Origin of the sequence: Paenibacillus sp. GYB006, assembly GCF_036577645.1 — a bacterium.
In the GTDB taxonomy this organism is placed as follows: Bacteria; Bacillota; Bacilli; order Paenibacillales; family Paenibacillaceae; genus Paenibacillus.
In genome coordinates, this window is sequence record NZ_JARBDA010000010.1 from 94,516 (window position 1) to 111,976 (window position 17,461).

The window sequence follows — 17,461 nt, forward strand, 5'->3', positions numbered from 1 at the left end:
CAAAAGCCCTTAGGATCATTGATCCTCAAGGGCTTTTATATTCTCTATAAATTCATCATAAGGGATTTCTTCCATGGCTGAAGAATTCGGTGTAGATCCGATGGAAGACACAAGATTATCTGCTGAAACCACGTATACATTCTGGGTTTCTCCTGCTAGATGATACGTATCTAATTTTTCTGTTTTCTTCAAAAAAAGCACCACTCTATCTTCTGCCTCAAGGGAAAGATCAGTCAGATTTACTGTCTCACTTAGGTTAACTTTTAGTGCACTTGGCACCTCATTTACGTGCGAGATCATGATTTTCTCTACATTACCTTGCAGACCAAGTCCATCCCGATTTGGATTTGTTATTTTCAGCTCCGCAATCAGATCCGCTTCTTTAATCAAATCTTGTAACCATAGTTCCTGGTCCGAAAATCTCAATTTGGATTGCTCCTCTTTAGATGACGAATCCGCTATCTCCGCATGTTGTTTAGCGTTTCTATTCGTTTCCTTCTGAGTCATGGCGTAAGACTCGCTATCCGTTGATTCTGCTGTGGACTCGGCAGATGGGCCAGCTTCGCTCATACTAATCATTTCTGGCTGGCTGGGTGTAAGTTCCGTACCGGGCAGAAACCACCATACTGCGGCTATAAGAGTGGTGCATACAGCGACACTCGGCAGGATGCGTTTTAGCCAAACGTTTTTTTTCTTGGGAGCCGGTGTTTGAGAAATGCGCTGCACCGCCTGAATGACTTGCCGCTTATGCTCTTCCGTGAAAGGTTGATCTGCAAAAGGATCCTCTTTAACCCGTTTTTCCCACTCTTCATGATGTTTTGTCATTCTGCCCGCCTCCCTAGTTCTTTTTGTACTTTTTCCTTTGCTCTGGAAAGACGTGATTTCACTGTACCTTCTGATATGTGGAGGATCTTAGCGATCTCATGAATTTTCATTTCATATTTTAAAGCAAGAATGAGTACTTCCCGCGATTTGACAGACAAGCTCATAATAATCTCCCATATCGAATCCTCATAGTGCTGTTCCATGACGATCGATTCGGCAGAAGGGGCTATTCGGCTATGTGACGATAAAGCACTGCTTTCCGCTGTTTTTTCATCATCTATCGAGAAAAGTTTACTGCCGAGGCTCTGACGAAAGAAACGAGATCTTCGGTAGGAATGAACTGTATTTCGTGTGATGGTGATCAGCCATGTTTTGAGTGAAGCTTCACCCCGGTAGGTGTGAATTCCTTGATAGGCCTTAATAAAAACCTCTTGCGAAATATCATCGGCATGGTCCCGGCTTCCGGTCAGAAAAAAAGCATAATTCCATACGTCATTACCAAAGTCGTCCATGATTTGATATAAAGTATCGTTATCCAGCGTAACTGCATGTTTAAGATCGCTGTAATCCAAGCCTGCTCACCTCACTACTCTATAGACTACATAATGTCGAAATAAGTTCCTAGATGCAGAGATGTTCCTCATCACAACACTTATATCATTTCGTGCTAAAATAAAAGAATGGAGCAGAAATGATTTTATAAATAATGTCTGTTGCCTGTAAAGAGAGGTTAGAAAATAGACCAAAGATAGAACATGATCATATATGGGTAATGTACTTAGTACATCTCTGTAATGATCACTATCTAGGAAGGAGAAAAGACATCATGAAGAAATACGGCCTTATGTTAGGCATGTTATTGATCCTGATTCTTTCTGCTTGTTCGCAGAAGGAAGAATTACCGCCATATGCGGATAGCTTGACAGGGAGCAGTGAAGTGCTGATTCGCCAAGAAGAAGCATCTAGGACCATCACGGATGAGCAAGAATTATCGGCTATGATTGCGATCTTGAATCAAGGCAAGTCAATCGAAGTGCCTGAGGAAGCACAAGGAATTAACCCTGCGACTGCAAAAGAAGCGGTTCTTATGCATTTTCCAAAAGTAGATCTTGTATATATTGGGGACGGTCATGTACTGAGTGGGCTTGATGGCACATACTATGAGGTTCCGCAGGACATTGAAGATTATCTGAAGGTTAAATAGAAGGGGTGAAGGAGAAATGAACGACACAATCAATCTATTAATGAATCACAAGTCGATTCGCAAATACAAAAATGAACCTGTGACAGAGGAACAGCTAGAAACAATCATAGCGGCAGGGCAAATGGCCTCTTCTTCAAGTAATGTACAAGCCTACAGTGTAATTGCCGTTACCGATTCCGAGCTAAAAGATAAGGTTTCGAGTCTTGCGGGGAACCAAGCTTATATAAATGAGTGCCCTGTTTTCCTCGTGTGGTGTGCAGATATGTACAGACTTCGTGAAACGGCTGAAATACAGGCTGCAGGGGTAGAAACCTACGAAAATACCATGGAGAATTTTGTGGTGTCCACCATTGATGTAGCGCTCGCCGCTCAGAATGCTGCTGTTGCTGCAGAATCTCTGGGACTTGGTGTTGTATACATTGGCGGAGTCCGCAATAACATTGAAGAACTCTCTGAACTACTAGGACTACCTGAGCTCGTGTACCCTGTGTTTGGTATGTGCCTCGGGGTACCGGATCAGGATCCTGTGCTTCGTCCGCGTCTTCCGTTGAAAGCTGTTTTGCATAGAAACGGCTATAATAAAGAGCAGTCTATGGCTGGGGTAAAAGAGTATGATGAGACCTTATCGGCTTATATGCGTGAACGTTCTAATGGGAAGCAGTCTGCTACCTGGTCTGAGATGATGACGAAACGACTGACGGAGCCTGCTCGTCTTCAGTTAAAATCATTCCTTGATGGTAAAGGGTTTATGAAACGCTAGTACCTTATTTCATTTGTTATACAAATAAAAAAGGAGAGCCCCTCGCATTGAAGTGCGAGGGGCTCTCCACGTATGTAGAGCGAGTATTAGCGTACGTAAACTATGAATATAGGTTGTAAAACTGTTTCGTATTCTTATAAAACAGTTCTGCCGCGATTTCAAGCTTAACCCCAGTGACATCACACCAGGCACGAATCACGTCTTTTACCATCCGGGGATGGGTTTTATGAGCAGCAAAAGGCCCCTCAAAAGGCCATGGACCATCGGTCTCTGCCATGATTTGATCATGCGGATATTTGCTTGCTAGATCCTGAATTTCTTTTTCATACACAAGATCGGGTGTAAAAGAAATATAATACCCATTCTCAGCCATTCTGTGGATCGTATCATCGGACCCTTTAAACCAGTGGAAATGGGCTTTCTTTACTTGATGCTTCTCCAGCAAATCACAGGCAAGATCGGCATCCTCATAAACGGCGTGGAGAATAATTGGTTTGTTATGCTTCTTGGCAAAGATAATAAACTGCTCCAGCATGGAGATATAAGGGTCCATATCAAAAGGCTGTCCTGCCTTTTCCGCTTCCATCCGTGAATAGTAGGGTAGTCCAACCTCCCCAACAGCGATCATGGAATCCGTGTGATTCTCCATCCAGTCCAGCAGTTCATTCAGCTGTTCTGTACTTGGAATGGATTGCTCTGGATGATATCCATAGGCAGGATAGATTAAGTCAGGCGCAGCGGCAGCAGCTCTCTCTATTTTCTGGCAAGAGGCGAGCTGAGTAGATACCGCAATTACTGATTTTACTCCATTTGGAGCAAGAGACAACCGCAGCGGCTGTATATCATCCTCATACTGATCGAGGTGAATATGTGCATCAATAACCGGACATCCAAAATCTTCGGTTTGCTGCAAGTGTTCTTCACCTCCTTGTCTAGATTACAACGGGCGGCTTCGTTCTTTTTCCGCACGTAACCAGCCTGACATCTGTCTTTTTAATGCAAGAAAGTCAGGGCTCTCGGTAATTTGTTCTTGTCTTGGTCTTGCAAAAGGAACCTGAATCTCATGGAGAACGGTGGCAGGCCGGCTGGAAAATACATAGATTCGATCGGATAGCAATAAGGCTTCTTCAATATTATGAGTAATAAAAAGCACCGATCGGCGGTACTGTTCCCATATACCGAGCAGCCATTCCTGCATCTCGCTTCTAGTGAGCGCATCGAGCGCACTAAACGGTTCATCCAGCAGCATGAGCTCCTGAGGACTTAGCAGCGCGCGTACAAAAGCGGCCCTCTGCTGCATCCCGCCAGAGAGCATATGGGGATAGGCATGTTCGAAACCTTCGAGGCCTGCTTGTCTAATCCAGTGGAGGATCTCATCTTCGCTAAGTTTCCCGCTCTTAGCAGCATGCTTTCGAGGAGCGACCTCACTAGAAAGCTTGATATTATCTATGATTGTACGCCAAGGAAAAAGCGCCGGTTGCTGGGGCATATAGCTGATATGCCCTCGTTCTCCTGTTACCACTTCTCCATTCATATGGATACTTCCTGCCCCGGGAGCAAGAAGACCGCCAATAATTTGAAATAAAGAGCTCTTCCCGCTGCCGGAAGGACCGACAATAGAGACGAATTCTCCCTTCTGAACCGTAAGTGAAATATCGTTAAGGACCTGGAGATTTTTCTTCTTCTCTCGGAAGGAGAGAGCGATCTCTCTGACTTCTAGAGCGGGTACATTCATATGCAGTTATCTCCTTTCCATTCCGGAATGAATTGTTCAATTGCTGAAACTGCTGCAGAAATATTATTTCGTATTTGCTCCTCGCCAGCGGACAAGTATCTTTTCCAGCAGAGCGATCAATGCAAATAGGAGCAGACTTAACAGGACGATGATTGCCATAGCGACAAAAACCCGGTCAGTGCGGTAGGCAGATTTTTGTAGCATCATATAGTAACCGATACCGCGATCGGTTCCAATCCATTCCGCAATGACAGCACCCATTACACTGTAGGTAGCGGCAATTTTTACGCCGGAAAAGACGGAAGGGAGCGCATGCGGAACTTCTAATTTCCTGAAAATTTGCGCTTTACTCGCTCCGGCCATTCGCATGTAGTTCATCATTCCCCGATCGGTCTGTGTCAGTCCATCCATGGTGGACACAGCAACAGGGAAGAAGCACACCAGCGTAATGACAATGATTTTGGGAAGCAGCCCAAAACCAAACCAGATCATGAGCAGAGGAGCCAGAGCGATCGTCGGAATATTTTGACTGAGAATAAGCAGCGGATATAAGGCCGACTTCAAAAATGGGACAAGATGGAGCAGCATCGCCGTAAGAAGTCCGACAACTGTACCAATGAAGAATCCAAGCAAAGTCAGCTGCACCGTAGCCCAAGTATGCTCGGTGAGACTTGCAGCCTGAGCAAGCGCTTCTTTCGTAATATCAGCAGGGCTTGGCAGAATCCACTTCTCAATATGAAAAAGCGGCACGGCAATTTGCCACACCGCTAAGAAGAGGATGACTGCCGTAAGAGGCGGCCATACGCTTTTCCACCAAGAACTCATGGGCGATATTTCTCCGTAAGACCTTCCATACTGATTCCGCTAGGATAATGAGCGATCTTAATCTGAGAGATTACACTCGGACTGCCTGCTTCAATCAGTACTTCATGCATTTGACGGACTACCTCTAGCAGCTCAGGAAGTTCTCCTTCGAGTGTGGTTTCGAGCGGATTGACCTGATATGTAAGTCCGGACTGCTGAATAACTTCAATGGCTTTGTCTACATAAGGAATGGAATCTTCTCCATTCGGTGTTTTCGGTATGACCTGAATGCTGAGTAGTGTCTTTGCCATGATAAATCACCTTCTCTTTCCTTCATTAATAGAATTAACCAAATTATTCAGTTGGTAAAAATTCATTTGTGTATGCTTTTTCTACTTCCAGCGGCTGATCGAGAAGTCCATGCTCTACCATCCAGTCAGAGTAGTTTTGCCATACTTCTGCTTTTTGCTCGCCCCAGCGAGAAGCATCATCCTGATATTTTGGACTCAGCCATTTCTGACTGGCAAGCACTAGTTCTTTATCAAGATCGGGTACAGCTGCACTTAGGATACCAGCAGCCTCTTCCGGATGTTCAATCGCATACTCATAACCTTTCGTAGTTGCACGCATAAACGCTTTTACGAGTTCTGGGTCTTCGTTAATCGTCTTTTCATTCGAGATCAGAACCGGTGTGTAGTAGTCGAGCTTCTCAGAGTAATCTTTGACATAGAACATATCGATAGCCTCACCGCGCAGCTCAGCTTCAATTCCGGTCCAGCCATAGAAGATCCATGCAAAATCAATGTCACGCTTGATCGCTGTAAAGAAATCGGCATCGCCCATGTTCACATTAGACACCTTATCTACATCGCCGCCTTCGAGACTCATAATCGTATCAAGAACGGCAGAATCGATCGGGGAGCCCCAGCCGCCGTAAGTTTTACCTTCAAAATCTTTAGGTGACTTGATGTTCCGATCAGTAGGAGCAGCGAAACCAGACGTATTATGCTGAATCACTGCCGCGATGGACACAATAGGTACCCCTTGGGTACGAGCCTGAGTGACACCTTCCTGGTAACTTACTCCAAAGGGTACTTCACCAGAAGCGACCATAGTATCTGCACCCGCTTGTCCAGGCTGAATAATCTCAACATTCAATCCTTCTTCTTTGTAAAATCCTTGATCTACCGCCGCATAAAGACCGGTATGATTCGTGTTTGGGGTCCAATCTAGTACCACCTTAATATCGCGGAGTGATTCACCCTCTGTATTTTCTCCTGCCCCGCTTTGCTCTCCTGAGCTGCCATTTCCGGAATTACCACAGGCGGTAACGATGGTGAGCATAGCAAGCAGCAAGAACATGCCTAACTTTTTCTGCAATGTTTCCCTCTCCTTTAGATATCTTAGATGTCTTTAGAATGCACCTGAAAGCTACCTTTTCATCATAAAAAAAGCATCCCGAATCGGGATGCTCTGTGTACGTAAGGGAATGGGTATACTTCTTCATGAAATAGTAAGCCCAAAAATATATTTCTCCATTCCTACGCTGGCATTATCCAGATCAGGTTACAGGGTACGTATCTGCACGTATTTCACGGATACTATCTCAGCCGGCTTCACCAGCACCCCTTGAGTACATTATAAAGTTAAGTTGTTACAACCATGTATTATAGTCCTATATCACAGGCATGTCCAGATGATAAGACAGAGTAGGGGAGGTAACGTCTACAAAGTTAAGATGGGCTAATAGGATAGAGAAAACAAAAATTCCAAAAATGTAATTTTTGTTATAATATGTATTTATAGGATGTTTAAATTTCGTTCGTTTATTCAAATATAACATGGGAGCTGTTTACGTGATTGATAAAAAAGTGTTTATTGCAGTTGCACTTTCTCTTATCTTACTTTCAGGGTCTACACTACCATTATTCTCAGAGTCTGTAGAACAACTTGTTGAACGATCTGACTCATCAGATGTTGAATTTGATGAAGGTTCAATAGCTCCGCTAACTCTATTAACAGATGAGACAGGCACATTTTCTAATGGTGAACGTAAGACTACATTTACTTATGTTCAAGGATACGATTTAAGATTTTACGTTGAAAATACAAAAGGAGCTGCTTTTGATTGGACTTTAACTGACGGAGATAAGCGTATTATTAGGTCCGGAAAAGTGGCAGCAGGCAAATCCTACCTTGAAACAATTTCTTCCCTAGAAGATGAACATACTCTGAGAAGTGGTATTTATACTGTGTCGATGATAAGTATAGATGGTACAAACAGTAACTATAAGATATCTGCAAGTGCACTTAATTAATTCGTTCACATAGCTTGAATAAAAAGGTTGCGAATGGGGGAAAGCTACATTATAATTATGCCAACTAAAAATCGGTTATAATGCCAGTGAAGAGATTCCAACTCGGAGGTATTTTCGTTAAGGGAATATGGACATTCCCTAAGTTAATCGGCACCGCCCGTTATCGCGGAACCAAAGTGATTGAAATGTGCACGGATCCGTATTCATTTCAATAAATTGGGTGGCACCGCGAGCATATAGAGCGCTCCTCGTCCCAAGGGATGAGGGCGCTCTTTGTCTTTTTTTTATAAAAAATAACGACAGGGATGTGAGCGGTATGCTGGATATAAACTGGATACGAGAGCATGCAGATGAGGTAGAAGAAGTTGCAAGGCTGAAGAATATGAGTCTATCGGTAAAAGAGCTTATAGACACGGATGATAAAAGAAGAGAGCTTATTACTAAAGTAGAGAAACTGCGCGGGCAGCGAAATAAAGGATCGCAAAAAGTCGGTCAGCTTATGAAAGAAGGACGAAAGGAAGAAGCAGAGCAGCTGAAGGCGGAGATTCGAGAACTGGGCGGCAGTATTGAACAAATAGACAAGGAATTGTCTGAGACGGAGAAGGAATATGAAAGACAGATGATGCTCGTTCCAAATATCGTCTCGGAGGACACCCCGATTGGTAAGTCGGATGAAGATAATGTACTCGTGCGGCAAGTAGGTGAAGTAAGGGAAAGGGAATTTACCATCAAGGATCATATCCAGCTAGGGGAACTTCATGATCTGTTTGATGTTCCTCGCGGAGTGAAAGTCGGCGGTTCGAGAAGTTATTATTTAAAAGGAGACGGCGTACTATTGCACCGGGCTGTTCAGCAGCTGGCGCTGGATATCGTAATGAAACACGGATTTATACCGATGGATGTACCGATTATGGTGCGGGAGGAAGCTCTTGTAAACACCGGTTTCTTTCCTACCGGGCGTGATCAGACCTATGCGCTGGAAGAAGAGGATAAGTTCCTCGTCGGCACTTCGGAAGTTCCGCTGATCTCGTATTATGCCGGGGAAGTGGTTGATGTAACGGAGCCGATTCGCCTTGCTGCTGTATCGACGAGCTTCCGCAGCGAGGTGGGGTCGGCAGGACGGGACGTCAGAGGACTATACCGTGTCCATCAGTTTGCTAAAGTAGAGATGGTTGTTCTAACAGAAGCAAATGACGATGTGTCGGAGAGAGTTCACCAGGAGATTACAAGTTATGCCGAACAGTTGCTAGAGGCGCTAGAGCTGCCATACCGAGTCATGGCTGTATGTACGGGAGACATGTCGCAGAAAACGTACAAACAATATGATATTGAGACTTGGATGCCAAGCAGGCAAGCTTATGGAGAGACCCATTCTTCGTCGAATTTACATGACTTTCAGGCGCGTCGTTCGAACATTCGCTACCGGGATCAGGATGGACAATTAAAATATGTGCATACGCTTAACAATACAGCAGCAGCCTCGCCAAGAATTCTAATTCCACTGCTTGAGAATCATCTGCTGGAGGATGGAAGCATCTATATTCCTAAGGCACTTCGGCCTTATATGGGGGGCAGAGACATCATTACCTGTACGGCAGTGCAAGGGTAAAATAAGGTTCAACTTTCGAGAGACGGGTACACTATAGTAACAGATTATTTTTACTATAATTACAAACTTCGCTCTTGAAAGGAGACAAATACAATGAATAAAACAGATCTTGAACGTGCAATCATAGCGGGCATAGAAAATAATCATTTTGGTTCCTTGGCAACCGTAGAGGGAGGAAAACCAAAACTGAGATACATGGCTGTTTTCAATGATGGCCTGAACATTCATATGGCAACAAACCGCTGCACTCATAAGGTGGAGGAGCTGGAGGATAACCCGAATGTTAGCCTACTGATGGGTTACGAAGCCGGCGGTACCAAAGATATACTTGAGATTGAAGGAACCGCAAGTGTAACAAAGGACGGCGGTCTTCGCAAAAAACTGTGGAATGACGAGTTCAGCAAATGGTTCAGCGGTCCGGAAGATCCGAACTACGTCATTCTGGATATCACCCCAAACCGGATTGAATATACAGGACAAGGGCAAGAAAAACAGGTATGGGAAGCATAAATATCACATGACCTTTACAGCCTGATGTCAGAAGAGAAAGAAGGGCGATCGACATAGATCGTTCTTCTTTCTTTTTTTGTATAAAAAGCCTCCCTCAAGGTTGTTATTTTAGTTAAAATTACACTTTTATACCAGTAATAAATGGTTTAGAATATCTGTCAGAAGTATATTATTTCCAGTATTATTGGGATGAAAATTTGGAGGGGTTCTTTTGAGATCACGTAAACCATTATTAGCAGGTCTGACGACCGCAGCTTTACTGTTTCAATTATTCGCCATTCCAGGACAACCTGTCTCTGCTGCCGATGCAGCCAAAGTGAAACTTCGTATTCTGGAGACAACGGATATTCACGTGAATCTGCTGGATTATGATTACTACAGTGATCAGGAAATTGAAACGTATGGTCTGGCAAGAACCGCTACCCTCATTAAACAGGCTCGTAAGGAAGCAACCAATAGTCTTTTGTTTGATAATGGTGACCTTATTCAAGGGAATCCGCTCGGGGATTATGTGGCTAAAGTAAAGCCGCTGAAGGGTGCTGAAGTCCACCCTGTATATAAAGCAATGAATCTGCTGGATTATGATGCAGCAACGCTTGGGAACCATGAGTTCAACTATGGTCTTGATTTCTTGAATCAAACGCTGAAAGGCGCTGATTTTCCTTATGTGAACGCCAATATTTATAAAGATGATGGCGATAAGGATGAAAGCAACGACGTGAACTATTTTAAACCCTATGAAATGATTGAGAAGAAAGTAAAAGATGAATCCGGTAAGGAACATACACTGAAAGTGGGCGTGATTGGACTCGTTACTCCGCAGATTATGCAGTGGGACAGTTCTTCCCTTACTGGTAAAGTCATTGCCAAAGATATTGTAAAAACGGCGGCGAAGTTTGTTCCTGAAATGAAGGAAAAAGGGGCAGATCTTATCGTTGCCCTTGCTCATACCGGTTACGACCAGAATCCGCCGGCGGATATGGCAGAGAATGCGGTTCTTCCGCTGAGTGAAGTGGATGGTATTGATGCCATTCTGTTCGGACATGCTCACAAGGTTTTCCCTGGAAGTGCATTTGCAGATCAAAAGGGAGTGAATCTTGAAAAAGGGACGATTAATGGTGTTGCCGCTGTAGAACCTGGCGCTTGGGGAGATAACCTTGGAGTTATTGATTTACAACTGGAGCAGGCAAATGGAAAATGGAAAGTGGTAGATTCAAAATCGGTATCGAGCCCAATTTATGATGCAGCGAATAAAAAAGCAATCGTCGAAGCCGACAAAGAGATCGTAGCCGCCATAGCGGACGAGCATAAAGCGACAGTGGATTATGTGCGTGGGCCGGTAGGAACGACAACGGCGCCGATAACGAGCTATTTTGCACTTGTCCAAGATGATCCTTCCATTCAGATTGTAACGAATGCACAGAAATGGTATATCGAGAACAAACTGAAAGGCACTAAATACGAAGGTACTCCGGTATTGTCTGCAGGTGCTCCTTTTAAAGCAGGCGGCCGTATGGGTGCTGACTACTACACGGATATCCCTACAGGAACGATTGCAATTAAGAATGTAGCAGATCTCTATGTGTACCCGAATACACTACATGCTGTTGAAGTAAACGGAGCAGAGATTAAAGAATGGCTCGAATGGTCCGCAGGACAGTTCAATCAGATCGATCCGAGTAAGACAGGAGAACAAGAGCTGGTTAATCTTGATTTTCCGACGTATAACTTTGACGTTATTGACGGTGTAACCTACGAAATTGATGTAACCCAGCCGAGTAAATATGATGCAAAAGGAAATATAGTCAATGCTGCAGCGAGCCGCATCAAGAACCTTCAATTTGAAGGGAAAGCGATCGACTTGCAGAAGAAATTTATCGTAGCAACCAATAACTACCGTGCGGGATCTTCCAAACTTGCGAATCCAGATGGAAAACGAATTGTCCTCGCTGCACCCGATGAGAGCCGCCAAGTCATCATCGATTATATTACGGAGAACAAAACGATTAATCCATCTGCGGATGGAAACTGGTCATTCGCAGCAGTAAGCGGAAATCCGGAAGTTATTTTTAATACAGCGACAGAAGCGAAAAAATTAGTGGAATCAGATCCAGAGCTGAGTAAAGTGATGACGTATCTTGGTGAAGGAAAAGATGGATTCGGTAAATATGCATTGAATCTGGCAAGCGATGCAACGGCTGCACCGGGACCAACACCGACTCCAACACCGACTCCTACGCCAACGCCGACACCAACACCGGAGAAACCATCGACCCCAGTACAACCGTCTAAGCCGGAGAAGCCGTCCAAACCGGAAGCAAGCAAAGACAAAGTACATGTGGTGAAAAAAGGGGATAACCTGTACCGTATTGGCTTAAAGTATGGAGTAGATTGGAATGCGATTGTAAAAGCAAACAAGATTAGCAATGTATATACGCTGCAAGTAGGTCAAAAATTGATCATTCCAGCATCCTAATGAATGACTTATTTTGATCAGCTGTTAGAGTTGATTAAAGCCTTGCCCCTTGTCCGAGTGATTCGGCGGGGCAAGGCTTTTTTTGATAGTGGCGGATAACGGGGAAGTCTAGCATTCTACACAGGTAAGAAAGATGATGAACATAGAAGTTCTTAGTTAATAAGTCGTTTTACGTCAGAGTCGTTACATAAATGCCAAGCGGTGTACTTGCGCTGCCCGCCGTCATGTATTTGAAGGAATAGGAGCTTGCACCTGGAGGAACAGTGACGTCTGCAATGGGACTTGCCTGTGTGTTATTGCGAAGAAGGGGAATACCGTAGGTTTTACCATCAATGAGTGCTGCCCCAGCAAAAGCGCCTCCGCGAGGATTCACCCGAATACGAACGACAGCCTCTTGGCTAGATTCATTTAGAATCGGGATATTTACTTGATAGACAGCTCCGAATTGTCCACGATTCGTCATGGATGCTGGAAGCGTGCTGCTGTCTGCAGTGAAAAGCAGGTCGGCAGGAGGTTCTCCCGTGAGTTTGGTACCGGCACAGGTGCGATAGTTAGCACTTTGTCCAACACGATATACAGGGGTGGTTGCATCCGTCTCAGAGAAGGTCCAACTGCCGCGAGGGTGGGCTTGAGGTGCAGGCCGAGGAGGGATAGGGGCGGAGGTAATCTCGCGAAGATTCTTATCTTCTACTTTCGAGACGACGGTTCGAATCTCGTAATTCTGGCCGCCCTTGCCGCTCGCGTGTTCCACAGTGAATTCGTATATAAATCCTGCAAGCACGTCATCTTCCACGATAAATTCCTCAATAAGAGAAACTCTTTTGCCAAATTTATAAGGGTCTACGGGTTTAATTCGATCGAGAGTACCGCCTACACATGACTTCGCAAGACATTGACCGACATCAATAATCCAGTGTCCTGTGGAGGGACTTAGCTTCAGATCTCTTTCGATATGACGAACCTCGATCTGCTCCTCATCTTTGTTTTCAATCGTAACTCCAATTCGCACGGGAGCACCTGTACGATTGTAGTGCCATCCAAAGATGCGGTGTTTCATCGATCGTTTGGAAGTCACCACCACATCATGCCATAGTGTCGAAAACGGCTCTGTCAAAATCTCTTGTGTCAGTGTCTCTGGATTATCACTAAGCATTAATCTGCGCTCGTCGCCCGCTTTTGCGGAGGCAATATCAATATTAATGTTCCCCGGTACCACCAGTGTTTCAACAGCCAAATTTTCTTGTTTGCAGCTCATATTTATTCCTCCTCTTTCTTCTCTCGTTTTTTGTTGTTCACTAATATAGGAGTTTGGGACGTTGAAAATACAACCTGTTCTATAAAACTTTTTTAACTTTTTTTCTTCTCTCATTTTTCCTTAGATGGTGACATCTCTACCGTGCTGGCGGTTTTCTTTATCTAACTCTACCTCTGAGACCGGATTGGTGAATCAGCAATGGTATGAAGGACGAAAGACCTAGAGAAGAAAGAGCAGGAATAACTACTTTTTAATTTAGGACTTGGAAGAAAAAGGTGGAGCGATTATAATAGCAACAAAGAGGGAACAAATGTTCCTATAATTAGAAAAAAAGAGGTGTTAGTTATGAGTAGTTCCGTCCACTATTATCAAAAAGAACTCAAACGAATTGCGTGGCGTCTTCAGTATCGTGTCCGTGCCGAACGTCAAAGAGAGCTTCCACTCAAAACAGAGCTGCTATTAATCTCGAATTTATCTCCTGAGCAAGAGATCGAATCAAAACTGTTCATTGAGTATATTCTCGGACTGATTCCCTCGGTTACGGGACAAAAAGTCATTCGTTTATTTTATTTGGAAGATCAAAGTGAGGCAGAGATTGCAAAAGAACTGAATATTAGTCAGCAGGCGGTGAACAAATGGAGAAGAAAAACAATCCAGAGTCTATCGGAGAGAATGAGTTCTTGAGACTTGTTTATGATGTGCAGCAAGGGGATACGGCCGCAATGGAAAAGCTGCTCGATATGTTTGAATCTGATATGCGGCTGCTAAGCAAATATATTCCCATGCCTGAAGAAGATGCGCTGCAGAGTATGAAGCTTGAATTTATCACACTGATTAAGAACAAAGTGCTCGATCAGAAGGGGTCGTCAGATGAGGAAGAGTAGAAAACGAAGGTACCCGCTGTCTATGAAGACCGCGGGTACTGTGCTGTTTTTTTATGAATAGGTGATTAGTAGAAAAGAAATTATACTGTCCGCTTAAGAGAGATGGTGCATGGACGATTCTCTCACCATTAGCCGATGAGGAATGATATGACGTTTACTGAACAAGGACTTATCCTCATCTTGTATGGCCTGAATGAGTGCTTGTGAAGCAACATATCCTAAATGATAGATACCAATATCTACACTGCTTAGCGGTGGGCTATACAATTCTGACAAGGGATTGTTATTAAAGCTGACAATACATAGATCAGAAGGGACCTTGAATCCAAGCTCGTTCAGACCGCGAAGAACTCCAAAGCTGACTACATCATCAATGACAACAAGCGCGGTGGGGCGTTCGGGTAAATTCATAAAGAATGACATGGCTCGGTATCCGCTCTCCTGCAAGAAATCATCTTCCACAATCCAATCTGCTTTAACCGCTAGGCCTGCTTCTTTCATGGCTAGATGATAGCCGTTTAATCGGTCTTTCGATACCATTAAGTTTTTTGGACCGCTCACAAAACCGATCCGTTCATGCCCGAACGAAATCAGATGACGCGTAGCATCATAGGCTGCTTGTATATTATCCGTATCGACAGATAGAAGATCGGGATATTGTTCCGTTCTTCCAACCAGTACAAAAGGAAAATTCTCTTGATACAAAAATTCGACAACAGGGTCATTTTGCCTGGAATAGAGCAAGATCGCTCCATCTACACGCCCGCCATATACCAGCCTTTGGACAGCTTCGACTTCTTCCTGTTCATTCGCACCTGAACTGATGACAATATCATACCCTGATCGATTCGCCTGGGTGACAATTCCACGGATGAGTTCCATAAAAAAGGTATTGAGGAATAGCTCTTCTGCCGGTTTGGGCAAGATCACCCCAATACTCTTGGTTGTTTTGGATACAAGACTTTTTGCCATAATATTCGGATGGTAGCCTAGTTCCTGCATAATATCGCGTACTTTACTAGCTGTTTTCTGACTGATACGAGGGTGGCCGGAAAGTACACGGGATACAGTGGAAGGAGATACACCCGCCAGTTTTGCTACGTCTTTGATCGTTACCGCCACTTACTTTCACTCCCTTAATGAAACCGTTTGCGTTGTATCGATATGTTAATCCATTATTTACCTGTTTGTAAATGGAGATTTTTTTGAGTTTATAGCCATTATGGCATGGTTTTAACAGAAAACTAAATTATTTTTAGGGTTTTTCAGCAAGAAAAATCAGGTCTTATCCATATTTCAATGATAAACCCGAGAAAATAAACGACAGACATTGTAAATCAAAGCAAATAATGGATTAATTCAGGAATATGGCGTAATATGGACGAATTTGATCTATGCAAACGTTTTAACAAAATGGTTTTGTCGGTTATGATTAATTTGATAATAAAGCGCTTACCTACCAATATTTACATGAATTTAGAATACATACGCTGATGACTTAGCCGATGAAAGCAGAAATTTACGAATCAAGACAAACGTTTGCACAACGGAGAACATCGTTGATTCTGATTTCTGAAAGGCAGTGAAGAAACAGAGAATCTCTGCCGGATTCGAACAAGTTCAGTGGTCTTTTGTTGCTGTGTTCATACAGTGACGAAAGAGGGTGTATGCGCAGCAAAAAAAGGGGAAGGGATGATTTCAAATGAAAAAAGGGAAAAAATTCAGCTTCATGTCACTCTCACTTGCAATGACGGTTTTGCTTGCAGCATGCGGTAGTGGAGGTAACGGTAATTCCACCAATACAGTAGATACAGGAACTCCCCCGGATAACGAAGCACCACCTGCTGAAGTCGAAGAACTTACACCGGAAGAAGGAGCCATGCTTACGATCTGGGACGGCGGAGATCAGAAAGGTTTTGTAGAACAGGCAGCCGCTGCTTTTGAAGAAAAGTACGGAGTCAAAGTATCTTACACGGAGCTTGGTGCAGATAAAGCGATGACACAAATGGTTACGGATGGACCTGCTGGTGTTGGTGCTGACATATTTGCGGGTGTACATGATCAGATAGGGCAAGGAGTAACCGCGGGTGTTATTATGCCGAATGACTGGTTTGAAGAAGATATTCGAGCAAGAAACAGCGAGATCGCTGTAAATGCTTTAACTTATGAAGATATTCTATATGGATATCCGAAGTCTGTAGAGACAACGGCTGTATTTTACAATAAGGATCTGATCGACGCAGTTCCCGCCAATTGGGATGGAATTAAGGAGTTTGCAGCTACCTTTAACGATACAAAAGCCAATAAGTTCGCCATTATGTGGGATGTAGGGAACGGTTATAGTTCTTATCCTTTCTTCGGGGGATACGGTGCTTATGTCTTCGGTAATGATGGTACGGATCCAACCGATATCGGACTGAATAGTGAACAAGGCGTAGAAGCAGCTACCTTTCTTCAGTCACTAAAAGAGCTCATGCCACTTAAATCCTCCGATATTAATGGGGATATTCGTAAATCCTTATTTACTTCAGGTAAACTCGCCATGAATATCAGCGGTCCTTGGGATGTAGGTTCTCTGAAAGAAGGCGTTACGAATCTGGGTGTAGGGGTATATCCTGCTCTTCCCAATGGCGATCCCATGAAACCTTTCTCTGGTGTGAAGAGCTATTTTGTAAATGCGTATACAAAGTATCCTAATGCAGCAAAACTGTTTGCTGATTTTATTACCAATACAGAAAACCAAATGAAAAACTTTGAAATGACAGGGGCACTTCCGTCGAATACAGAAGCAGCGGCTAGTGAAGTTGTGAAAAACGATGAGATCGCTTCGGCCTTCCTTGCCCAATTTGAGAACTCGATTCCGATGCCTTCTATTCCTGCAATGGCTCAGTTATGGTCTCCAATGGAAGCCGCTCTGTCCGACTTGTGGAATAACGGTAAGGACCCTAAAGCCGTGATGGATAACGTTGTAGAACAAATGAAGAGTAACATTCAGACCGGATCTTAAGAAGTTACAAATTTATCGTTCTAATGAGTTGAATTGATTCAAATAGCAGATAAAAAGAAGCCACCGACGGGACT

18 protein-coding genes and 1 riboswitch are annotated in these 17,461 nt (G+C 43.9%); of the genes, 9 read left to right on the forward strand and 9 right to left on the reverse strand.

Annotated features, from left to right (window positions below; all coding sequences use genetic code 11):
- Positions 1-15 precede the first annotated feature (15 nt).
- Positions 16-825 (reverse strand): hypothetical protein, encoded by an 810-nt coding sequence (locus tag PV403_RS18965; protein WP_332085645.1) that lies wholly within the window; start codon positions 823-825, stop codon positions 16-18.
- On the reverse strand, positions 822-1,397 hold the full coding sequence (locus PV403_RS18970; RefSeq protein WP_249717291.1) for an RNA polymerase sigma factor: 576 nt from the start codon (positions 1,395-1,397) through the stop codon (positions 822-824). The genes PV403_RS18965 and PV403_RS18970 overlap by 4 nt, the downstream gene beginning before the upstream one ends.
- 254 nt (positions 1,398-1,651) lie before the next feature.
- Between PV403_RS18970 and PV403_RS18975 the strand changes: the two genes are divergently transcribed.
- On the forward strand, positions 1,652-2,029 hold the full coding sequence (locus PV403_RS18975; RefSeq protein WP_213533068.1) for a hypothetical protein: 378 nt from the start codon (positions 1,652-1,654) through the stop codon (positions 2,027-2,029).
- Between the two features lie 16 nt (positions 2,030-2,045).
- Positions 2,046-2,789, forward strand: a complete 744-nt coding sequence (gene nfsA, locus PV403_RS18980) for an oxygen-insensitive NADPH nitroreductase (protein WP_213533066.1) — start codon at positions 2,046-2,048, stop codon at positions 2,787-2,789.
- A 100-nt stretch (positions 2,790-2,889) separates the two neighbouring features.
- Here nfsA and PV403_RS18985 read toward each other — a convergent pair whose 3' ends face one another.
- The 5 genes from PV403_RS18985 to PV403_RS19005 form a co-directional block, all read right to left on the reverse strand.
- Positions 2,890-3,702, reverse strand: coding sequence for a TatD family hydrolase (locus PV403_RS18985; protein ID WP_213533064.1), 813 nt, complete (start codon positions 3,700-3,702; stop codon positions 2,890-2,892).
- 24 nt (positions 3,703-3,726) lie between these two features.
- Positions 3,727-4,524 (reverse strand): ABC transporter ATP-binding protein, encoded by a 798-nt coding sequence (locus PV403_RS18990; protein WP_213533062.1) that lies wholly within the window; start codon positions 4,522-4,524, stop codon positions 3,727-3,729.
- Positions 4,525-4,587: 63 nt separating this feature from the next.
- On the reverse strand, positions 4,588-5,349 hold the full coding sequence (locus PV403_RS18995; protein WP_213533060.1) for an ABC transporter permease: 762 nt from the start codon (positions 5,347-5,349) through the stop codon (positions 4,588-4,590).
- Positions 5,346-5,639 carry a thiamine-binding protein gene (locus PV403_RS19000; RefSeq protein ID WP_213533058.1) on the reverse strand — a complete coding sequence of 98 codons (294 nt, stop codon included), beginning with the start codon at positions 5,637-5,639 and terminating at the stop codon, positions 5,346-5,348. Before PV403_RS19000 ends, PV403_RS18995 begins: the two co-directional genes overlap by 4 nt.
- 43 nt (positions 5,640-5,682) lie before the next feature.
- Complete coding sequence (locus PV403_RS19005) at positions 5,683-6,690, reverse strand: ABC transporter substrate-binding protein (RefSeq protein WP_213533223.1); 1,008 nt, start codon at positions 6,688-6,690, stop codon at positions 5,683-5,685.
- A gap of 159 nt (positions 6,691-6,849) precedes the next feature.
- Positions 6,850-6,968, reverse strand: a riboswitch (TPP riboswitch).
- A gap of 216 nt (positions 6,969-7,184) precedes the next feature.
- On the opposite strand from PV403_RS19005, the gene PV403_RS19010 reads away from it, so the two are divergent.
- From PV403_RS19010 to PV403_RS19025, 4 genes are all read left to right on the forward strand, one after another.
- Positions 7,185-7,646: a hypothetical protein gene (locus PV403_RS19010; RefSeq protein WP_213533056.1), complete on the forward strand. Its 462-nt coding sequence runs from the start codon at positions 7,185-7,187 to the stop codon at positions 7,644-7,646.
- A gap of 316 nt (positions 7,647-7,962) precedes the next feature.
- Positions 7,963-9,255: a serine--tRNA ligase gene (gene serS / locus PV403_RS19015; RefSeq protein ID WP_213533054.1), complete on the forward strand. Its 1,293-nt coding sequence runs from the start codon at positions 7,963-7,965 to the stop codon at positions 9,253-9,255.
- A 93-nt stretch (positions 9,256-9,348) separates the two neighbouring features.
- Positions 9,349-9,765: a pyridoxamine 5'-phosphate oxidase family protein gene (locus tag PV403_RS19020; RefSeq protein WP_213533052.1), complete on the forward strand. Its 417-nt coding sequence runs from the start codon at positions 9,349-9,351 to the stop codon at positions 9,763-9,765.
- 211 nt (positions 9,766-9,976) lie between these two features.
- Positions 9,977-12,241, forward strand: coding sequence for a bifunctional 2',3'-cyclic-nucleotide 2'-phosphodiesterase/3'-nucleotidase (locus PV403_RS19025; protein WP_213533050.1), 2,265 nt, complete (start codon positions 9,977-9,979; stop codon positions 12,239-12,241).
- 169 nt (positions 12,242-12,410) lie between these two features.
- Here PV403_RS19025 and PV403_RS19030 read toward each other — a convergent pair whose 3' ends face one another.
- Positions 12,411-13,496: a hypothetical protein gene (locus PV403_RS19030; protein ID WP_306433089.1), complete on the reverse strand. Its 1,086-nt coding sequence runs from the start codon at positions 13,494-13,496 to the stop codon at positions 12,411-12,413.
- Between the two features lie 345 nt (positions 13,497-13,841).
- On the opposite strand from PV403_RS19030, the gene PV403_RS19035 reads away from it, so the two are divergent.
- Together PV403_RS19035 and PV403_RS19040 are read left to right on the forward strand one after the other, a co-directional pair.
- Complete coding sequence (locus PV403_RS19035) at positions 13,842-14,180, forward strand: RNA polymerase sigma factor (protein WP_213533048.1); 339 nt, start codon at positions 13,842-13,844, stop codon at positions 14,178-14,180.
- Positions 14,177-14,380 carry a helix-turn-helix domain-containing protein gene (locus tag PV403_RS19040; protein WP_249717289.1) on the forward strand — a complete coding sequence of 68 codons (204 nt, stop codon included), beginning with the start codon at positions 14,177-14,179 and terminating at the stop codon, positions 14,378-14,380. Before PV403_RS19035 ends, PV403_RS19040 begins: the two co-directional genes overlap by 4 nt.
- Positions 14,381-14,473: 93 nt before the next feature.
- On the opposite strand, the gene PV403_RS19045 is transcribed toward PV403_RS19040, so the two are convergent.
- Positions 14,474-15,502 (reverse strand): LacI family DNA-binding transcriptional regulator, encoded by a 1,029-nt coding sequence (locus PV403_RS19045; RefSeq protein ID WP_213533044.1) that lies wholly within the window; start codon positions 15,500-15,502, stop codon positions 14,474-14,476.
- Positions 15,503-16,082: 580 nt separating this feature from the next.
- Here PV403_RS19045 and PV403_RS19050 point away from each other — a divergent pair.
- The gene (locus tag PV403_RS19050; RefSeq protein ID WP_213533042.1) at positions 16,083-17,387 is read left to right on the forward strand and encodes a sugar ABC transporter substrate-binding protein; all 1,305 of its coding nucleotides are present in this window, start codon (positions 16,083-16,085) and stop codon (positions 17,385-17,387) included.
- Positions 17,388-17,461 lie beyond the last annotated feature (74 nt).